Origin of the sequence: Polynucleobacter difficilis (genome assembly GCF_003065365.1) — a bacterium.
Lineage (GTDB): Bacteria > Pseudomonadota > Gammaproteobacteria > Burkholderiales > Burkholderiaceae > Polynucleobacter > Polynucleobacter difficilis.
On record NZ_CP023276.1, the window covers coordinates 1 to 18,445 of the forward strand.

Below are 18,445 nucleotides of genomic sequence, written 5' to 3' on the forward strand. Positions count from 1 at the left end.
TGGATAACTTTAGAAAATCGCTACAATCAACCCTCCGAAAATGAGCAATCTAGAAAATAACATCACCCTCTCTTCCTTAAGCCCGCTGGGCTTTTGGGATCACGCCACCGCTACTTTGCTGCGTGAACTTTCCCCGCAACAATTTAAGACCTGGATTCAACCCCTTAAATTAAATGGTCTGGATGAGAGTGAGTGTTTGCTTACAATATCTGCTCCCAACCGGTTTAAGTTGGATTGGACGAAAAAAACGTTTTCCGATCGATTTCAAGAGCTTGCCCAAGGCTATTTTGGCAAGCCCTTCACTTTACTGTTTGTCTTGGATGACGGCGGCTCCCCATCGGCCGCAAGCCCTTTGGCTACAGCCCCCGCAAGCAGACCCCAAGAGGTAAATGCGGCGGCATCCGATTATTTACAGGCCGCGCCAGAAGCGGAGTTGGGTGAGTCATCCGCCTTTGAATTAGAAGACCATTCCAAGCTCAACCCCATGTTGACCTTTGAAACCTTCGTTACAGGTAAGGCAAACCAATTAGCACGTGCAGCCTCCATTCAGGTGGCACACAACCCAGGCACATCCTATAACCCCATGTTCTTATATGGCGGGGTTGGCCTCGGCAAAACCCACTTAATTCATGCGATTGGTAACCACCTTTTAAAAGAGAAACCAAACGCCCGCATTCGTTATATCCATGCGGAACAATATGTGTCCGACGTTGTTCGGGCGTATCAACAGAAAGCGTTTGACCGCTTTAAGCGTTATTACCACTCACTAGACCTGCTATTGATTGATGACATTCAATTCTTTAGCGGCAAATCACGAACCCAAGAAGAGTTCTTTTATGCGTTTGAGGCCCTTTTAGGTAATCGCGCACAAGTCATTATTACCAGCGACACCTACCCCAAAGAGATGGCTGGGATTGATGATCGGCTTATTTCCCGTTTTGATTCTGGTCTCACGGTTGCCATCGAACCCCCTGAGCTGGAAATGCGCGTCGCTATTTTGATGAAAAAGGCGGCGGCAGAAGGCATACCAATGTCGGAAGATGTTGCTTTTTTCGTGGCCAAGCATCTTCGCTCGAATGTGCGCGAACTTGAGGGTGCGCTACGTAAGATTTTGGCGTTTGTGCGCTTTCATGGGCGGGATGTAACGATTGATGTTGCCCGCGCCGCCCTGAAAGACCTACTGTCGATTCAAAACCGCCAAATTTCGGTTGAAAATATTCAAAAATCCGTAGCCGACTTTTACAACATAAAAGTAGCGGATATGTACTCCAAGCGCAGGCCGGCCAACATTGCCAGGCCCCGCCAAATCGCTATGTTTATGGCGAAAGAGCTGACCCAAAAAAGCCTCCCTGAGATTGGTGAGTTGTTTGGTGGGCGGGATCACACCACCGTTTTACACGCGGTCCGCAAAATTACCGAAGAACGTGCCCATGACAATCAACTAAACCATGAAATTCATGTGATTGAGCAGACGCTGAAGGCATAAATGGGCTGTGGATAAGTATGTGGATGAGTCTGTGTGTAACCGGGCAAATTACATGTGTATAAATTGGGGAAAACTGCCCTGATATGCAAAAATAGAGTTAGTTAAAAAAGTTATCCCAAACCTATCCTTCATTTATACCGAAGTTGTACACAGGTTTTTTTAGTTATAAGTGGTTGTTGTGTAAGTCTTTAGTGGGTTATCCACCGGTTTTTTAAAGCTTATTACTATTACTAGTTAGATATATACAAGGATTTAAAAGCAATGCAACTTATAAATACATCGCGCGATAGTTTATTAAAACCACTTCAAATCGTAAGCGGCATTGTTGAGCGTCGACATACACTTCCTATCCTGGCCAATCTGTTGTTTAAGAAAACAGGTGAGCGCGTTTCGTTTGTATCTACCGATATTGAAATTCAGATAGCAACCAGCGCCAATTTTGGTGTGGGTGATGCCGATATGACAACTACGGTTGCGGCCCGCAAGTTATTGGATATTTTGCGAGCGCTACCCGAAGGCCCAGTATCTTTAAATTTAAAAGATTCAAAGTTGGTAGTGCAGAGCGGAAAAAGCCGCTTTACCCTACAAACCCTATCTGCTACAGAATTCCCGGTGATGCAAGCTGTTGGTGAAATGACGGCCAGTTGGAAAATGCCACAAAAGGCATTTAAGCAATTAATCAGTCAAGTGCATTTCGCCATGGCGCAACAGGATATTCGTTATTACCTCAACGGCATGTTGTTGGTTATTGATGGTAAAGAAGTTGTTGCGGTCGCTACAGATGGCCACCGACTGGCATACAGCCGTGTCGAGTTAGCGCAGCCGGTTGCTGGTAGTGGTGGTCATCAGGAAATTATCATCCCTCGTAAAACAATTCTGGAGTGCCAACATTTGTTGGATGACACCGATGCCGAGCTTGAGGTTAGCCTTACCGCAAATCAAATCAAATTTAATTTTGGTGATGTTGAGTTGATTTCAAAACTGGTCGAGGGCAAGTTCCCCGATTTCCAACGGGTGATTCCAAAGGGCCATAAAAACTCATTAGTGGTTGCGCGTGAAACCCTCCAGGCAGCCCTGCAACGGGCCGCCATTTTGACAACCGATAAGTTCAAAGGTGTTCGCTTTTCCCTATCACCCAATCGCATTACGATTCAATCGACCAACGCCGAACAAGAAGAGGCTCAGGAGGATATTGAAACGGAATATGCCGGTGATTCAGTTGAAATTGGTTTTAATGTGAGTTATTTGCTTGATGTCCTTGCAAACGTCAAAGTGGAGCGCATTCAGATTAGTCTGGGTGATGCAAACAGTAGCGCTGTAATTACCTTGCCCGCGTCCGAGGACTTTAAGTACGTTGTAATGCCAATGCGCATTTAAATTAGAAAAATATGACTGAAGATATAAAGGCAGTAGAGCAGTACGGCGCATCATCCATTCAAATTCTGGAGGGTTTAGAGGCGGTTCGTAAGCGTCCCGGAATGTACATTGGCGACACATCTGATGGGACCGGTCTTCATCATTTGGTATTTGAGGTGCTTGATAACTCGATTGATGAGGCTCTTGCTGGGTATTGCACTGAAATCACCGTAGTTATTCAAACCGACAATTCGATTTCCATTGTCGACAACGGCCGCGGTGTTCCGACCGGTGTGAAGTTCGACGATAAGCATGATCCAAAACGTAGTGCAGCCGAAATCGTAATGACCGAGTTGCATGCGGGCGGTAAGTTTGATCAAAACAGCTATAAGGTATCTGGCGGCTTACATGGTGTTGGTGTAAGTTGCGTTAACGCCCTGTCTAAGTGGTTGAAGTTAACCATACGCCGCGATGGCAAAGTCCACTACATGGAATTTGCCCGTGGTGTGATTCAAAATCGCAACATTGAAGAGGCAAAAGGCGTAGCAATTTCACCCATATCCGTTACAGGTGTTACCGAAAAAACAGGTACCGAAGTTCATTTCTTGGCTGACGAAGAGATTTTTGGAAAAGTTGAGTTTCATTATGAAATCTTAGTTAAGCGCATTCGCGAACTTTCTTTCCTAAACAATGGTGTTCACATCCGCTTAATTGATCAGCGCTCTGGTCAGGAAGAGGACTTTGCCTATTCTGGTGGTGTAAAGGGGTTTGTTGAATACATCAACCAAACCAAGAACGTTTTACATCCCAACATTTTCTATGCCGAAGGTAATCGCCCATCGGATCTCGGCGGACAAATTACCGCTGAAGTATCGATGCAATGGAATGATAGCTTTAGTGAGCAGGTGCTCTGTTTCACAAACAATATTCCGCAGCGCGATGGCGGCACCCACTTAACTGGTTTGCGCGCAGCCATGACGCGCGTAATTAATAAGTACATTGATGAGCATGAGGTTGCTAAAAAAGCTAAAGTCGAAATATCGGGCGACGATATGCGCGAGGGACTTACATGCGTTTTATCCGTAAAAGTTCCTGAACCAAAATTCTCCAGTCAAACCAAAGACAAATTGGTTTCTAGTGAGGTTCGTGGTCCGGTAGAGGAGATTGTGGCAGAAGCGTTAAGCGCCTATCTTCAAGAGCGCCCCGCAGACGCCAAGATCTTATGCGGCAAGATAGTCGATGCAGCCCGTGCGCGCGAGGCTGCCCGCAAGGCCCGTGACATGACTCGTCGCAAGGGTGTGCTTGATGGTTTGGGTCTGCCAGGTAAGTTGGCTGATTGCCAAGAAAAAAATCCAGAAAAATCGGAATTGTTTATCGTCGAGGGCGATTCTGCGGGCGGTTCTGCAAAGCAGGGGCGCGATCGCCGCTTTCAGGCAATCCTTCCTTTAAAAGGAAAGATTCTGAACGTTGAAAAAGCGCGCTTTGACAAAATGCTCGCTAGCCAAGAGGTGGTGACTTTAATCACTGTGCTGGGCACTGGTATTGGTATTGAAGAGTACAAGGCCGATAAGTTGCGCTATCACCGCATCATCATCATGACCGATGCGGACGTTGACGGCAGCCATATTCGCACCTTGTTGTTAACCTTCTTTTACCGTCAGATGCCAGAGTTGATTGAGCGCGGCCACATTTATATTGCTCAACCCCCGCTGTATAAGGTGAAGTTTGGTAAGAACGAACAATACATCAAAGATGATTCTGAATTAAATCAATTGCTATTAAAAATAGCCCTGGAGTCCGCCTCGATTCAAACCCCGGGTGGTGAATTAATACAAGGCTCGGAATTGGATGAGTTGGCCAGGAACTACCAAGTCATACAGGCGGTTGTGGATCGTCTGTCGCGCACCATGGATGAGGATGCCTTGCGCGCTATTGCTGCTGGCATTCCACTGAATCTCGACACCGAGTCTGCCGCCCAAGAGTCCGCCGAGCGTTTGCGTGTGGCGCTTAAAGAAAGTTTAGATTCCCTTGCGCTTGCGCCCGAGGTGATTGTTCAAAAGGAAGATCGGACCGAGCGTTTCCGTCTTCTCTTGTCACGCCGAATTCATGGAAACTTAAAGTTGTCTGCCATTAGTTCAGACTTCATTCATGGCGATGATTATCAAAGCTTGACTGCAGCCGCTCGCGCCCTTAGCGGAAAAGTGTTGCCTGGTTCACGAGTGCGTCGCGGCGATCCTGAAAAATCACAAAAGGAGCAAGTGGTTGCCGACTTCCGCGCGGCATTTGCCTGGCTGCTGTCCGAGGCTGAGCGCGTTGTGAGTCGTCAACGTTATAAGGGCTTGGGTGAGATGAATCCTCAGCAGCTGTGGGAAACCACCATGGACACCACAACTCGCACTCTGTTGCGCGTCCAAATTGAAGATGCGATTGTGGCAGATCAGGTATTCACCACCCTAATGGGTGATGAGGTAGATCCGCGTCGCGCCTTTATTGAAAAGAATGCATTGATTGCCCGCAACCTTGATGTGTGATGTATGAAAAAAAGTAAGTTGTCTTTACCTAAGGTGAAGCGTGGCGCGATTGTTGTTCGCTCCTCTCCTGTCCATGGCAAGGGTGTGTTTGCAAAAGAGGCTATTAAAAAAGGCAGCGCCCTAATTGAGTACGAGGGTGAGCGGATCAGCTGGAAAGAGGCCGAACGCCGTCATCCACACAATCCCGAAGAGCCAAATCACACATTCTATTTTTCTTTGGATAGTGGTCACGTGATCGATGCCAATCGCGGCGGAAATGCGGCGCGTTGGATTAATCATTCATGTAAACCGAATTGCGAAGCCCAAGAAGGCGCATACAAAGATATGCCGCGCGTGTTTATTTTTGCTAAGCGCGACTTAGAGCCTGGCGAAGAATTGTTTTACGACTATTCGCTTGATGTTGAGGGTCGCCGCACGAAACAAATGAAAAAAGATTACGAATGCCGTTGTGGCGCCAAGCGTTGCAGAGGCACCATGCTTGCCAAGCGCGATAAGTAAGACGGCGGCATTATGTTTGTGTCTATTCAAGAATTAGAGGCGGCAATTAATTATTGGCGCAATCAATCCCCGGCATCGGGCGAGGCTCTCCAGTTGTGTGCTGAAGCCTCTGCCCTAGCAAAGCCTTACGCGATGATGATTGTTCAGGGCTCTGCTCGCATTCCTCTGGATGTGCTCGATGAAACTGCGCGCAGCGCACTGAAAGTATTTCTTGCGCGGTAAAGTGGTTTGGTTACAGCCCTTAAAGAGCGCAGGATGTTGCCTTGCTTGAAACAGCCATTGAATTTTCTTTGTACTTGTGGCCCCTACTCTTGGCGGCCTCTTTTTTTGCTGGCTTAGTCGATGCGGTCGCAGGCGGTGGCGGCCTAATTCAAGTGCCCGCTCTTTTTGCTGCATATCCTGAGGTCCAGCCAGCCACCCTGTTGGGTACCAATAAGGTGTCGGCCATTGGCGGCACAATTAATGCAGCTCGCAAATATTTGCGTTATGTACGCCTGCCTTGGGCATTGATTGTTCCTGCGATTATTGCGGGCTTTGTTGGCGCGCTTTTTGGCGCCGCTGCGGTTAGTGTGTTTCCTGCCGAGCCGCTGCGCAAAGCCCTTCCGTTCTTATTATTTTTTCTATTGATCTACACCATTTTTCAACCATCGCTTGGTCAGGATCACCGGCCCGGGGCGCATAGCCGCCTGTTACAGCTAAAAGGGATTGGTTTGGGATTGGTGGTGGGTTTCTACGATGGGTTCTTTGGGCCTGGGACAGGAAGCTTCCTTTTATTTGGCTTTGTCCGTTTTTTTCAGTTTGATTTTCTGCACGCGTCTGCTGCCACCAAGCTGGTTAATGTGTCGACCAATTTGGCGTCGATTGTTATGTTGGGCGGTTTGGGCAAAATTAGCTGGGCCCTTGGTTTTGCAATGATGATTGCAAATATTGCGGGCAGTCATTTTGGCAGCCGCCTTGCAATTAAGCACGGTAGCAGCTTCGTGCGGAAGGCCTTCCTGATTTTTGTTTCCGCTTTAATCTTAAAGTCGGCCTGGGATGCCTATTTTTCTTAATTAAATCAAAGCATTAGAAGTATTTTAGTATAAACTTGCTTGCCCTTGTTTCACGTGAAACAAGGCAAAATGATATGATCATGGCCCTTATTGAGGCAAACCATGCGGTACTCTAAAAAATTCGATGTCATTGTTATTGGCGGCGGGCATGCTGGCACCGAGGCGGCGCTGGCTTCCGCACGTATGGGCTGCGACACCCTGCTGCTTACCCATAGCATTGAGACGCTTGGCGCAATGAGCTGCAACCCTTCGATTGGCGGTATTGGTAAGGGCCACTTAGTAAAAGAAATCGACGCTTTGGGTGGCGCAATGGCTGCGGCTACCGATGAGGCGGGCATCCAGTTTCGAATATTAAATGCCAGTAAGGGCCCTGCAGTTAGGGCAACCCGCGCCCAGGGCGATCGCATTCTATATAAAGCAGCTATACGGCGCAGGCTTGAAAATCAACCGAACTTGAGCTTATTTCAGGCTGCCGTGGACGACCTCCTTGTTGTGGGTAATGCCGTTGTTGGCGTTCGTACCCAATCTGACCTTGAGTTTGCGGCTAGCCGCGTTGTCTTAACGGCGGGTACGTTTTTGGATGGCAAGATTCATGTGGGTCTGAATAGTCATTCGGGCGGCCGCGCTGGTGATCCTGCGGCCTTAACCTTGTCGGCGCGACTAAAAGACCTAGCCTTGCCACAGGGGCGCCTAAAAACCGGCACCCCCCCTCGCATTGACGGCAGAAGCATTGATTTTTCAGTGATGCTGGAGCAGCCGGGCGATCTTGACCCCGTTCCCTGTTTTTCCTATCTAGGGCGGCCCGAGCAGCACCCCAGGCAGGTTCCGTGTTGGATTACCCATACGAATGAGGCAACCCACGACATTATTCGGGGCGGCCTGGATCGTTCGCCGATGTATACGGGGGTTATTGAGGGTGTTGGGCCGCGCTACTGCCCTTCAATTGAAGACAAAATCCATCGCTTTGCTTCTAAAAATAGCCATCAGATCTTTTTAGAGCCTGAGGGCCTGACAACAAATGAGTATTACCCGAACGGAATCTCAACTAGCCTGCCCTTCGATGTGCAATGGGATTTGGTGCGCAGCATTCGTGGGCTCGAGAATGCCACCATCGTGCGCCCTGGCTACGCCATTGAATATGATTTTTTTGATCCGCGCCAGCTGCGGCACAGTTTAGAAACCAAGGCTATTGAGGGCCTTTATTTTGCGGGCCAAATCAATGGCACAACCGGGTATGAAGAGGCTGCAGCCCAAGGGCTTCTTGCTGGTATGAACGCGGGGCTAGCCGCTAGGGGCCTCTCACCTTGGGCGCCCAAGCGTAGCGAGTCCTACATCGGGGTTTTGGTAGACGACCTTATTACTCGGGGCGTACAAGAGCCCTATCGGATGTTTACAAGCCGGGCCGAGTATCGGCTTAGCCTGAGAGAAGACAACGCTGACTTGCGCCTAACTGAGATTGGAAGGTCCCTTGGTTTGGTGGATGATGCGCGCTGGTCGTTCTTTTGCAAGAAAAGGGACGCTGTTTCACGTGAAACAATGCGGCTCAAGGATGCTTGGGTGAGCCCAAAGCATGCCTCCGCACAATCATTGGCCCTGCTTTTGGGGCAAGAGTTGTCCCACGAGGCCAGCCTGGCCGACATTTTGAAGCGACCCACGGTCACCTACGCACTGCTTTCTGAGGCCTATGATGGTTCTACGCCGCAGCTCGATACGGACCCAAACCTAAATCAGCAAATTCAGGATCAGGTTGAGATCTCGATTAAATATGCGGGCTACATTGATCGGCAGGCCTTGGAAATTGCCCGCCAAGAGTTTAATGAGGGCTATCCATTGCCAGATTTCTTGGACTACAGCCTGGTTCGGGGGCTATCAAAAGAAGTCCAGCAGAAACTGGGCGCGCAAAAACCAGAAACCTTGGGGCAGGCTGCGCGCATATCTGGCGTCACCCCAGCGGCCATTTCTTTATTGTTGGTGCATTTAAAGCGGGGGATTGGCAAATCCCAGGAGTCGGCGTGAGGGCGGAAATCCTTGAGCTTGGGGTTGCCGAGCTTGGCTTAGCCTTATCGCAGAAGCAGGTGGCCGATTTAAATACCTTTCTGCAGGAGCTCGAGCGCTGGAATCGTGTGCATAACCTAACCTCGGTTGAGGGCGATCAAGCCAGTATTGATCTGCATCTCATTGATTCTATTGCAATTTTACCAATAATGCGTGAATTTTTGCCGCCAACACAAGTCCAAATTGCAGACCTTGGGTCTGGCGGGGGTTTGCCGGCAATCCCCATTGCCATTGCAGAGCCCAATTGGAGCATTAGCCTAATTGAGGCGGTTCGCAAGAAAACAGCCTTTTTGCAGAACGTAAAAGGCAAGCTCGGCCTTGGTAATGCATCAATTTACAGCGATCGCGTGGAGCATGTCGCAAGCCAAGAGCCAGGCAAATACGATGCGGTCATATCCAGAGCCTTTACAAGCCTAGATCGTTTTTTAGATCTGGCAGAGCCATTCTTGAAGCCGGGCGGCTTGGTTTTTGCCATGAAGGCAAAGCGAGCGGACGAGGAGCTCTTGGCTGTATCGACCGCGCGCTGGCGTCTTGTGGCAGACCGCTTTGTAGTTATACCCAACAGCACAGCAGAGCGGCGACTTTTGGTCTTTACGCCCCATGCGAAAATCACTTTTTAAGGGCAAATAAAAACCATGGCCAAAATATTCTGTATTGCAAATCAAAAAGGCGGCGTTGGAAAAACCACGACAGCAGTGAATCTAGCCGCAGGTTTGGCTGGACATAAGCAGCGGGTGCTGTTGGTTGATTTAGACCCACAGGGCAATGCAACCATGGGCTCGGGCGTTGAAAAAGCAGAGCTTGATATGAGCGTGTATCAAGTGCTGATTGGTCAAGCAACTGTAGCGGCCTGTGTGCAACGTTGCGTGAGTGCTGGCTATGACGTCTTGCCAGCAAACCGCGATTTGGCTGGAGCAGAAATCGAGTTGGTCGATCTTGATGAGCGCGAGCTGCGCCTCAAAGCTGCGCTGGCCTTGGTGGGCGCTGAGTATGACTTTATCTTGATTGATTGCCCGCCTGCGCTCTCCTTGTTGACGCTCAATGGCCTATGCGCAGCCAATGGCGTGATTGTGCCGATGCAGTGCGAGTACTTTGCCCTAGAGGGCTTATCGGATTTGGTAAACACCATCAAACAAGTGCACGCTAATCTCAATCCGGATCTGATGATTATTGGTTTGTTGCGGGTGATGTTCGATCCGCGTATGACCTTGCAGCAACAGGTTTCGGAGCAGCTGCTGGAACACTTCGGTGACAAAGTATTTAAAACAATTATTCCGCGCAACGTCCGTTTAGCAGAGGCACCCTCGTATGGCTTGCCGGGCGTTTCTTTTGATAAGTCATCCCGTGGTGCCAAGGCCTATTTAGATTTTGGTGCGGAAATGATTCAACGAATTCAACAAATGTGATTGATCAAACACCATGAGCACAATAAAGAAAAAAGGCCTTGGCCGCGGCCTTGAGGCTTTGCTGGGAGAAAAATCAAAACCAGCCCAAGATGGCGGCGCCATTACAAGCCTGCCCCTCGCCGCACTTCAGGCTGGCAAATACCAGCCCCGCCAAAAAATGGATTCAGGCCCACTGCAAGAGCTGGCTGAAAGTATCCGCGAACAGGGCATCATGCAACCCCTCTTGGTGCGCGCCATTTCCACAGGTAAATACGAAATTATTGCTGGCGAGCGCCGCTTTAGGGCTGCCACTTTAGCTGGGCTTGCCGAGGTTCCGGTCCTCGTGTCCCAGGCGGACGATAAGGGCGCGGCGGCAATGGCGCTCATAGAAAACATGCAGCGCGAGGACCTAAATCCCCTAGAGGAGTCGCAGGGGCTGGCGCGCCTAATTGAAGAATTTGGGTTTACACACGAACAGGCAGCAAAGTCTGTCGGCAAATCAAGAAGCGCCGTTAGCAACCTATTGCGTCTGACCCAACTGGCAAAGCCAGTTCAGGCAATGCTGTTGGCAGGCGATATAGACATGGGCCATGCGCGCGCCCTGCTCCCTCTGCCGGGGGCGAGCCAGGTTGCCTTGGCGCAAAAAATCATTGCCCAAGGGCTTTCGGTGCGCGAAGCCGAGCGACTCGCAGTTGTGCTGGCTCGGGCTGGCGGGCAAATCGGTACGAAGCAGCTCAAAAAAGGGGCCGACTCCCCGGCGGCGGATCCAGACTTACAGCGTTTATCACGCGAAATTGCGGATTTAATTGGCCTCAGCGCCGAATTTAAGCTTAAAGGCAAAGGTGGGGAGCTGCGGATTCGTTTCAGTAAAGCAGACGAACTGGATGCCCTTTTAAAAAAACTAGGTATTGAAACGTAAGCACAAGATAAGTCAAGGGATATATTTGAAAGCCTCAAGCGATCAACCGAACGCCGATGACCCGTGGAAGGAGCCAGAGCAGCCATATCGGGTCTATAGTGGCGAAGAAATGCAAGCACTATTGCAAGCCAACTCAGACAAAAGCAGATGGACCTTGCCATGGCGGGTAGTCGCTGGTCAAATGCTTGCAACAATCTTCGGCGCGCTCATTGCTTTTATTTTTTGGGACGACGGACGCATTAGCGTTTATACTTACTCGGCATTTTTAGGTGGGTTAATTGGTGTTTTGCCTGCGGCGCTATTTTTGCTCCGTTTAGAGATTGCAAGGCGTGCACAGCGTCTTACTTCTGGCGGTTTTTTGTCAGCGCTTGTTTCTGGTGAAGTAATAAAAATTACCGCTACAATCGCAATGTTTATTTGGTTGGCGTTTAATTACGCAGAATTAAAGTGGATACCGCTGTTGCTGACTTACATAGTCACGCTTAAATGTTATCTGCTGGGATTGTTTTGGCGTTAAACAGCATTTTGTAAAAAGGAATTGCTTACGATGGCAAGTGCAGTAACTGGAGCTCCTAATGAGCCATTAACGCCAACAGCGTACATTGCAGAGCATTTGCAAAATTTAAACAATATTGGCGGAGCCCAAACGTCAATTATTGATTTCAGCGTAATTAATTTAGACACTATTTTTTGGACCCTCGCAATGGGCCTATTAACGGTTGGATTTTTGCTCCTTGCCGCACGGCGCGCAAGCCCGGGAGTGCCTGGACGCTTCCAGGCGTTAATCGAAATGCTAGTCGAAATGGTTGAAACGCAATCCAAAAGCATTGTTCACGGCGACCGAAGCTACATTGCACCTCTGGCGCTTTTTGTATTCTGCTGGATCATTTTGTTAAACACGCTGGATCTTGTTCCCGTAGATTGGGTGGTAGGCGTGAACCACTTCTTTGAAAATTTTGGCATTCATGTGCCGCACCATAAGCTAGTCCCGACGACCGATTTAAATGCGACTTTAGGCATGTCTTTCGCGGTTTTGTTGCTGGTTTTTTACTACAGCTTCAAGGTAAAGGGCTTAGGAGGGTTTGTACACGAGCTTCTATCCGCACCATTTGGAGCAAAGTGGTATTTGGCCCCATTCAACCTTGTTCTAAACATAATCGAGTACATCGCCAAAGGGGTTTCCTTAGGCATGCGGTTGTTCGGAAATATGTATGCGGGCGAGCTAATTTTCTTGCTCATCGCCTTGCTGGGAAGCATTTGGACCTTTAGTCTCGACCTGAGTGTGCTTGGCCTTGTTGGGCACGTCATTGCAGGGTCTGCCTGGGCAATATTTCACATCCTTGTTATTTTGTTACAAGCTTTTATTTTTATGATGTTGACTTTGGTCTACATCGGCCAGGCACACAGCCACCATTAACCGTTTTATTTTTATTACCACTTTTATTACTCAGGAGTCATCATGCAAGAATTTTTAGCAAACATTCAAGGTTTAACTGCAATCGGCATCGGCCTCATTATTGGTTTGGGCGCACTAGGCGCATGTCTAGGCATTGGCCTTATGGGCGGAAAATTTATTGAAGGCGCCGCACGTCAGCCCGAGTTAATGAATGAACTGCAAACCAAAATGTTCTTGTTAGCCGGCCTGATTGACGCTGCTTTCTTGATCGGCGTCGGTGTTGCAATGTTGTTTGCGTTTGCAAACCCATTATTGGCCGTCATTAAGTAATTGTTCTGACGCGGACAACACTGTGTCGTCCGCACGCTCTTAACAATACCGAAAGGAATACCGTGAATCTGAACGCGACCCTATTCGCGCAAATGATCGTCTTTTTCATTTTATGGTGGGTAGTTGCACGCTTTGTGTGGCCACCCTTAGTAAAAGCCTTGGACGAGCGCGCCACCAAAGTTGCAGAAGGCTTAGCAGCTGCTGAGCGTGGTAAGGCTGATCTTGCCTCCGCATCAAAACTGGCCGAGGAAGAGTTAGTGCGTGCCCGTCAAGAAGGCGGACAGCGCGTAGCCGAAGCAGAAAAGCGCGCACAGCTTAGTGCGGATGAGATTCGAAGTAATGCACAAGCCGAGGCAGCCCGTATTATCAATCAAGCAAAGCAAGACGCAGAACAGCAAGTTTCCCGGGCGCGCGATGTGTTGCGAGCCGAAGTTGCAAGCCTGGCTGTGCGCGGTGCCGAGCAAATTTTGCGCCGTGAAGTGGATCCAAAGGCGCACGCTGCGTTGCTAGACCAACTCAAGGCAGAGCTCTAATATGGCTGATTTAGCTACCATTGCACGCCCCTACGCTGAGGCGCTTTTCTCAAGCGTTAAGCCTGCAGATCTGGGCTCTTCAATGGTTCAGTTAACTGAACTTGCGCAGTTGGCGGCGATGCCGGATGTGTCGGTGTTAGCCAATAATCCTAAAATTTCGGCAGAAGATCTCAGCAAGCTACTGAGCGGAATGGTTAAGACTAAATTGGACGACAAAGTTAGCGCTTTTTTGCGTTTGATTAATCAAAACCATCGCTTGGCAGCATTACCCGAAATTGCAGCCCAATTTGAGTTGTTGAAAAATCAAAGTGAAGGCGCTGCAGAGATTCTCATTACCAGTGCGTTTCCGCTTGAAGGTGATGCATTAAACAGTTTGTTGGCGAGCTTGAAAAAGCGCTTTGGCGGTAAGGAGTTGCGCCCAACGATTGAAGTGGACCCCAGCTTAATTGGCGGCGTCCGCATTCAAGTTGGTGATGAGGTATTGGACAGCACAGTTAAGGCCCAGTTGGCCACAATGCAAGCAAGCCTAAGCGCATAACCTTTTACTAAGAACATACGAAATAATATCCAGGAGTAATTGATGCAACTGAACCCTTCCGAGATCAGCGAACTGATCAAGAGCCGAATTAGTGAAATGGGAGTTGACTCCCAGCTGCGCAACCAAGGCACCGTTATTTCAGTAACCGACGGTATTTGCCGCGTATATGGTTTGTCTGGCGTGATGCAAGGAGAAATGTTGGAGTTCCCTGGCAACACCATCGGCCTTGCGCTGAACTTAGAGCGTGATTCAGTCGGTGCGGTGGTGCTGGGTGAGTACACCCATATCAAAGAAGGCGATCCAGTTAAATGCACAGGACGCATCTTAGAAGTTCCAGTTGGTCCGGAACTACTCGGCCGCGTTGTAAACGCCCTTGGTCAGCCGATCGACGGCAAGGGCCCAGTAAACGCTAAGTTAACCGACTTTATTGAAAAAGTAGCTCCAGGCGTAATCGCTCGTCAATCGGTTAGCCAGCCAGTACAAACTGGTTTGAAAGCGATTGATGCCATGGTTCCAATTGGCCGCGGTCAGCGCGAGCTCATCATTGGCGACCGCCAGACTGGTAAGACCGCAGTTGCTGTGGATGCAATCATTAACCAAAAAGGCAAAGGCGTCTATTGCGTTTATGTTGCGATTGGTCAAAAAGCATCTACCATTGCTAACGTAGTGCGCAAGCTAACAGAGCTCGGCGCAATGGAATACACCGTAGTAGTTGCTGCTAGCGCATCGGAATCCGCCGCAATGCAATACCTCTCTGCATATGCTGGTTGCACCATGGGTGAATATTTCCGCGATCGTGGTGAAGATGCTTTGATTGTGTATGACGACTTAACTAAGCAAGCCGTTGCCTATCGTCAAATTTCCTTGTTACTCCGCCGCCCACCAGGCCGCGAAGCATATCCCGGCGACGTGTTTTATCTCCACTCCCGTTTATTAGAGCGCGCTGCTCGTGTGAACGCCGATTACGTTGAGAAGTTCACCAATGGCGCTGTAAAAGGCAAGACCGGCTCACTAACAGCCCTACCCATTATTGAAACCCAAGCGGGTGACGTATCTGCCTTCGTCCCAACCAACGTAATTTCGATTACCGACGGTCAGATCTTCTTAGAGACCGACCTCTTTAATGCGGGCGTACGCCCAGCGATTAACGCTGGTATTTCAGTATCCCGCGTGGGTGGCGCTGCACAAACCAAAGTAATTAAAAAACTGTCTGGCGGTATTCGTACTGACTTGGCGCAGTACCGTGAGTTAGCTGCGTTTGCACAGTTTGCATCTGACCTTGATGATGCAACTCGCAAACAGCTCGAGCGTGGCAAGCGCGTTACAGAGTTGTGTAAACAGGCGCAGTACAAGCCTTTGCAAGTTTGGGAAATGGCGGCCTCACTTTATGCAATGAATAACGGCTACTTTGACGATCTCGAAGTAAAGCATGTATTGGCGTTTGAAAAAGGCTTGCAAGATCACCTCAAATCAAAATATGCAGACTTAGTTGGACGCATTGAAGAAACGAAAGACTTGAGCAAAGACGATGAAGCTGCTTTACGTGCTGCAATTGAGGACTACAAGCGCTCGGCCTCCTTCTAAGAGGGAACGCATACATCATGGCAAGTACAAAAGAGATACGGTCTAAGATCAAGAGCGTGCAAAACACGCGCAAGATCACGAAGGCAATGGAAATGGTCGCTGCATCGAAGATGCGGCGTGCCCAAGAGCGTATGCGCAATGCACGCCCCTATTCTGAAAAAATTAGGGAAATCGCTGCTAATTTAGCGGAAGCAAATCCCGAGTACCGCCCTACTTATATGGTGGAGCGCGAGGTTAAGAATATAGGGACAATTTTGGTAAGCACGGACAAAGGCCTCTGCGGCGGTCTCAATACCAATATATTGCGCCTGATTACAAACCAAGTTCGTGAAATGCAAGAAAAGAAGATTGGCATTGAATTTACAGCTATTGGCTCTAAAGGATTGCAATTTTTAAATCGCTCAAAAGCAAAGTTGCTGTCAGAAACGATTCAATTAGGCGACACGCCTCATATGGACACCTTGATAGGCGCCATTACTGCACAGCTCAAGGCCTTTGAGCGCGGCGAAGTAGATGAGGTTTATCTTGCATACACACGCTTTGTGAACGCGATGAAACAAGAGCCCGTATTAGAAAAGATCTTGCCGCTTGCCTCCACTGCGATTGCCGCCGGCAAAGATAAGGCAGCATCATGGGACTATATTTATGAGCCCGATGCCGAGACGATTTTGGACGGCCTGCTAAAGCGCTATGTTGAGGCTTTAATTTATCAGGCGGTTGCAGAAAACATGGCCTCAGAGCAATCTGCACGGATGGTTTCAATGAAGGCAGCGTCCGACAATGCGAAGAATGTCATTGGCGAGTTGCAATTGGAATACAACAAAACCCGTCAGGCCGCGATTACAAAAGAGCTTTCAGAGATTGTTGGTGGAGCGGCAGCGGTTTAAGCTGGCTGCATTTAGAAGTACGACAGAATTTAGGAATAAATCGGAGAGATGCGATGAGTAACGGAAATATCGTGCAGTGTATTGGTCCTGTAGTGGACATTCAGTTCCCGCGTGACAGCATGCCAAATATTTATGATGCCTTGACATTGGTCGAGAGCGGTGAAAAATCATTTGTTGAAAAAGGCTTGACCTTTGAAGTACAGCAACAAATTGGCGATGGTGTAGTACGCGCAATTGCCATGGGCGCAAGCGATGGCCTGCGTCGCGGCATGGAAGTGGCGTCAACAGGTAAGGCCATTTCTGTCCCTGTTGGCCCAGCAACACTCGGTCGCATTATGGATGTTTTAGGCCGTCCTATTGATGATGCCGGCCCTATTGCTACTCAAGAGCGCCGCGCAATTCACCAGCCAGCACCAAAGTTTGACGAATTATCACCATCGATTGATTTATTAGAAACCGGCATTAAGGTTATTGACTTAGTTTGTCCATTTGCCAAAGGCGGAAAAGTTGGTTTATTCGGTGGTGCGGGTGTGGGCAAAACCGTGAACATGATGGAGCTGATTAATAACATCGCAAAACAGCACTCCGGTTTATCCGTGTTTGCTGGTGTAGGTGAGCGTACCCGCGAAGGAAATGACTTTTATCACGAAATGAAAGAGTCCAATGTTATCGATAAGGTAGCAATGGTATTTGGTCAGATGAATGAGCCTCCTGGCAATCGTTTGCGCGTAGCTTTAACTGGCTTGACTATGGCCGAAGCCTTCCGCGATGAGGGTCGTGACATTCTCTTCTTCGTAGATAACATTTATCGCTACACCCTGGCTGGTACCGAGGTGTCGGCGCTATTGGGCCGTATGCCTTCCGCGGTGGGCTATCAGCCAACGCTTGCGGAAGAAATGGGTAAATTGCAAGAGCGCATTACATCGACCAAAACAGGTTCTGTCACATCGATTCAGGCCGTCTATGTTCCTGCTGATGACTTAACAGATCCATCCCCAGCAACAACCTTCTTGCATTTGGATTCCACCGTCGTGTTATCGCGCGACATTGCTGCTTTGGGTATTTATCCTGCGGTTGATCCGCTGGACTCCACTAGCCGCCAGCTTGACCCACAAGTTGTAGGTCAAGAGCACTATGAAGTAGCGCGGGGTGTACAAATGACATTGCAGCGCTATAAAGAGTTGCGTGACATTATTGCGATTTTGGGCATGGACGAATTGTCACCAGACGATAAGTTGGCCGTAGCCCGTGCCCGTAAGATTCAACGTTTCTTGTCCCAGCCCTTCCACGTGGCCGAGGTATTTACTGGATCACCAGGAAAGTACGTTCCACTGAAAGAGACCATTCGCGGCTTTAAGATGATTGTCAGTGGCGAGCTGGATCATTTGCCAGAGCAGGCATTCTATATGGTGGGCTCAATTGATGAGGCCATTGAGAAAGCCAAGAAGCTTTAATCGAACACCAAGGAAACCATGTCTACCATTCGCGTCGATGTTGTTAGTGCGGAGCAATCCATTTTTAGTGGAGAGGCAAAGTTTGTTGCCCTCCCCGGAGAAAATGGTGAGCTCGGCATTTTGCGTGGGCACACCCCGCTAATAACGCGCATTCGCCCTGGTTCGGTGCGCATTGAAAAAGCCGATGGTGATGAAGAATTTGTTTTCGTGGCAGGCGGCTACTTAGAGGTGCAGCCTGATCACGTCACAGTGCTTGCCGATACGGCCATTCGTGGCCATGATTTAGATGAAGCAAAAGCCCTTGAGGCAAAAAAGCGTGCAGAAGAGGCCATGCAAAATCGCGGCAGCGATTTTGATTTGGCCTTAGCGCAATCTGAATTTGCTATGGCTGCTGCACAGTTAGCAGCTATTGCCCGGTTTCGGCGCAAAAGATAAGTCTTC

Annotated in this window: 19 protein-coding genes; all 19 read left to right on the plus strand. The window is 49.1% G+C overall.

What is annotated here, in order from left to right; translation table 11 throughout:
* The first annotated feature begins 40 nt into the window (after positions 1-40).
* The 19 genes from dnaA (at position 41) to AOC34_RS00095 (ending at position 18,439) form a co-directional block, all read left to right on the plus strand.
* Positions 41-1,486 (plus strand): chromosomal replication initiator protein DnaA, encoded by a 1,446-nt coding sequence (gene dnaA, locus AOC34_RS00005; protein WP_108468204.1) that lies wholly within the window; start codon positions 41-43, stop codon positions 1,484-1,486.
* A 261-nt stretch (positions 1,487-1,747) separates the two neighbouring features.
* Positions 1,748-2,863, plus strand: a complete 1,116-nt coding sequence (gene dnaN / locus AOC34_RS00010) for a DNA polymerase III subunit beta (protein ID WP_108468205.1) — start codon at positions 1,748-1,750, stop codon at positions 2,861-2,863.
* A gap of 11 nt (positions 2,864-2,874) precedes the next feature.
* Entirely contained in the window at positions 2,875-5,373 is a 2,499-nt protein-coding gene (gyrB, locus tag AOC34_RS00015) for a DNA topoisomerase (ATP-hydrolyzing) subunit B (protein WP_108468206.1), read from the plus strand.
* Positions 5,374-5,376: 3 nt separating this feature from the next.
* Positions 5,377-5,871 (plus strand): SET domain-containing protein, encoded by a 495-nt coding sequence (locus AOC34_RS00020; RefSeq protein ID WP_108468207.1) that lies wholly within the window; start codon positions 5,377-5,379, stop codon positions 5,869-5,871.
* A 9-nt stretch (positions 5,872-5,880) separates the two neighbouring features.
* The gene (locus AOC34_RS00025; RefSeq protein WP_199908326.1) at positions 5,881-6,093 is read left to right on the plus strand and encodes a DUF3717 domain-containing protein; all 213 of its coding nucleotides are present in this window, start codon (positions 5,881-5,883) and stop codon (positions 6,091-6,093) included.
* A gap of 41 nt (positions 6,094-6,134) precedes the next feature.
* On the plus strand, positions 6,135-6,923 hold the full coding sequence (locus AOC34_RS00030) for a sulfite exporter TauE/SafE family protein (protein ID WP_108468209.1): 789 nt from the start codon (positions 6,135-6,137) through the stop codon (positions 6,921-6,923).
* A 102-nt stretch (positions 6,924-7,025) separates the two neighbouring features.
* Complete coding sequence (gene mnmG, locus AOC34_RS00035) at positions 7,026-8,939, plus strand: tRNA uridine-5-carboxymethylaminomethyl(34) synthesis enzyme MnmG (protein WP_108468210.1); 1,914 nt, start codon at positions 7,026-7,028, stop codon at positions 8,937-8,939.
* Positions 8,936-9,598 (plus strand): 16S rRNA (guanine(527)-N(7))-methyltransferase RsmG, encoded by a 663-nt coding sequence (gene rsmG, locus AOC34_RS00040; protein WP_108468211.1) that lies wholly within the window; start codon positions 8,936-8,938, stop codon positions 9,596-9,598. Before mnmG ends, rsmG begins: the two co-directional genes overlap by 4 nt.
* 15 nt (positions 9,599-9,613) lie before the next feature.
* On the plus strand, positions 9,614-10,384 hold the full coding sequence (locus AOC34_RS00045; protein WP_108468212.1) for a ParA family protein: 771 nt from the start codon (positions 9,614-9,616) through the stop codon (positions 10,382-10,384).
* A 13-nt stretch (positions 10,385-10,397) separates the two neighbouring features.
* On the plus strand, positions 10,398-11,282 hold the full coding sequence (locus tag AOC34_RS00050; protein WP_108468213.1) for a ParB/RepB/Spo0J family partition protein: 885 nt from the start codon (positions 10,398-10,400) through the stop codon (positions 11,280-11,282).
* A gap of 25 nt (positions 11,283-11,307) precedes the next feature.
* Entirely contained in the window at positions 11,308-11,799 is a 492-nt protein-coding gene (locus AOC34_RS00055; protein WP_199908301.1) for an ATP synthase subunit I, read from the plus strand.
* A 30-nt stretch (positions 11,800-11,829) separates the two neighbouring features.
* Positions 11,830-12,699 (plus strand): F0F1 ATP synthase subunit A, encoded by an 870-nt coding sequence (atpB, locus tag AOC34_RS00060; protein WP_108468214.1) that lies wholly within the window; start codon positions 11,830-11,832, stop codon positions 12,697-12,699.
* Between the two features lie 42 nt (positions 12,700-12,741).
* Complete coding sequence (gene atpE / locus AOC34_RS00065) at positions 12,742-13,008, plus strand: F0F1 ATP synthase subunit C (RefSeq protein WP_108468215.1); 267 nt, start codon at positions 12,742-12,744, stop codon at positions 13,006-13,008.
* Positions 13,009-13,070: 62 nt separating this feature from the next.
* Complete coding sequence (locus AOC34_RS00070) at positions 13,071-13,541, plus strand: F0F1 ATP synthase subunit B (protein WP_108468216.1); 471 nt, start codon at positions 13,071-13,073, stop codon at positions 13,539-13,541.
* Between the two features lies 1 nt (position 13,542).
* Positions 13,543-14,079 carry a F0F1 ATP synthase subunit delta gene (locus AOC34_RS00075; RefSeq protein WP_108468217.1) on the plus strand — a complete coding sequence of 179 codons (537 nt, stop codon included), beginning with the start codon at positions 13,543-13,545 and terminating at the stop codon, positions 14,077-14,079.
* 42 nt (positions 14,080-14,121) lie between these two features.
* Positions 14,122-15,663: a F0F1 ATP synthase subunit alpha gene (atpA, locus tag AOC34_RS00080; RefSeq protein WP_108468218.1), complete on the plus strand. Its 1,542-nt coding sequence runs from the start codon at positions 14,122-14,124 to the stop codon at positions 15,661-15,663.
* 17 nt (positions 15,664-15,680) lie between these two features.
* Positions 15,681-16,550: a F0F1 ATP synthase subunit gamma gene (gene atpG, locus AOC34_RS00085; protein WP_108468219.1), complete on the plus strand. Its 870-nt coding sequence runs from the start codon at positions 15,681-15,683 to the stop codon at positions 16,548-16,550.
* A gap of 53 nt (positions 16,551-16,603) precedes the next feature.
* Positions 16,604-18,004 carry a F0F1 ATP synthase subunit beta gene (gene atpD / locus AOC34_RS00090; RefSeq protein WP_108468220.1) on the plus strand — a complete coding sequence of 467 codons (1,401 nt, stop codon included), beginning with the start codon at positions 16,604-16,606 and terminating at the stop codon, positions 18,002-18,004.
* Between the two features lie 18 nt (positions 18,005-18,022).
* On the plus strand, positions 18,023-18,439 hold the full coding sequence (locus tag AOC34_RS00095) for a F0F1 ATP synthase subunit epsilon (protein ID WP_108468221.1): 417 nt from the start codon (positions 18,023-18,025) through the stop codon (positions 18,437-18,439).
* Positions 18,440-18,445 lie beyond the last annotated feature (6 nt).

Bases quoted from the DNA above. Each gene is read 5' to 3' on its own strand.
- dnaA (WP_108468204.1), top strand. From the start codon at position 41: ATGAGCAATCTAGAAAATAACATCACCCTCTCTTCCTTAAGCCCGCTG.
- dnaN (WP_108468205.1), top strand. From the start codon at position 1,748: ATGCAACTTATAAATACATCGCGCGATAGTTTATTAAAACCACTTCAA.
- gyrB (WP_108468206.1), top strand. From the start codon at position 2,875: ATGACTGAAGATATAAAGGCAGTAGAGCAGTACGGCGCATCATCCATT.
- AOC34_RS00020 (WP_108468207.1), top strand. From the start codon at position 5,377: ATGAAAAAAAGTAAGTTGTCTTTACCTAAGGTGAAGCGTGGCGCGATT.
- mnmG (WP_108468210.1), top strand. From the start codon at position 7,026: ATGCGGTACTCTAAAAAATTCGATGTCATTGTTATTGGCGGCGGGCAT.
- AOC34_RS00045 (WP_108468212.1), top strand. From the start codon at position 9,614: ATGGCCAAAATATTCTGTATTGCAAATCAAAAAGGCGGCGTTGGAAAA.
- AOC34_RS00050 (WP_108468213.1), top strand. From the start codon at position 10,398: ATGAGCACAATAAAGAAAAAAGGCCTTGGCCGCGGCCTTGAGGCTTTG.
- atpB (WP_108468214.1), top strand. From the start codon at position 11,830: ATGGCAAGTGCAGTAACTGGAGCTCCTAATGAGCCATTAACGCCAACA.
- atpE (WP_108468215.1), top strand. From the start codon at position 12,742: ATGCAAGAATTTTTAGCAAACATTCAAGGTTTAACTGCAATCGGCATC.
- AOC34_RS00075 (WP_108468217.1), top strand. From the start codon at position 13,543: ATGGCTGATTTAGCTACCATTGCACGCCCCTACGCTGAGGCGCTTTTC.
- atpA (WP_108468218.1), top strand. From the start codon at position 14,122: ATGCAACTGAACCCTTCCGAGATCAGCGAACTGATCAAGAGCCGAATT.
- atpG (WP_108468219.1), top strand. From the start codon at position 15,681: ATGGCAAGTACAAAAGAGATACGGTCTAAGATCAAGAGCGTGCAAAAC.
- atpD (WP_108468220.1), top strand. From the start codon at position 16,604: ATGAGTAACGGAAATATCGTGCAGTGTATTGGTCCTGTAGTGGACATT.
- AOC34_RS00095 (WP_108468221.1), top strand. From the start codon at position 18,023: ATGTCTACCATTCGCGTCGATGTTGTTAGTGCGGAGCAATCCATTTTT.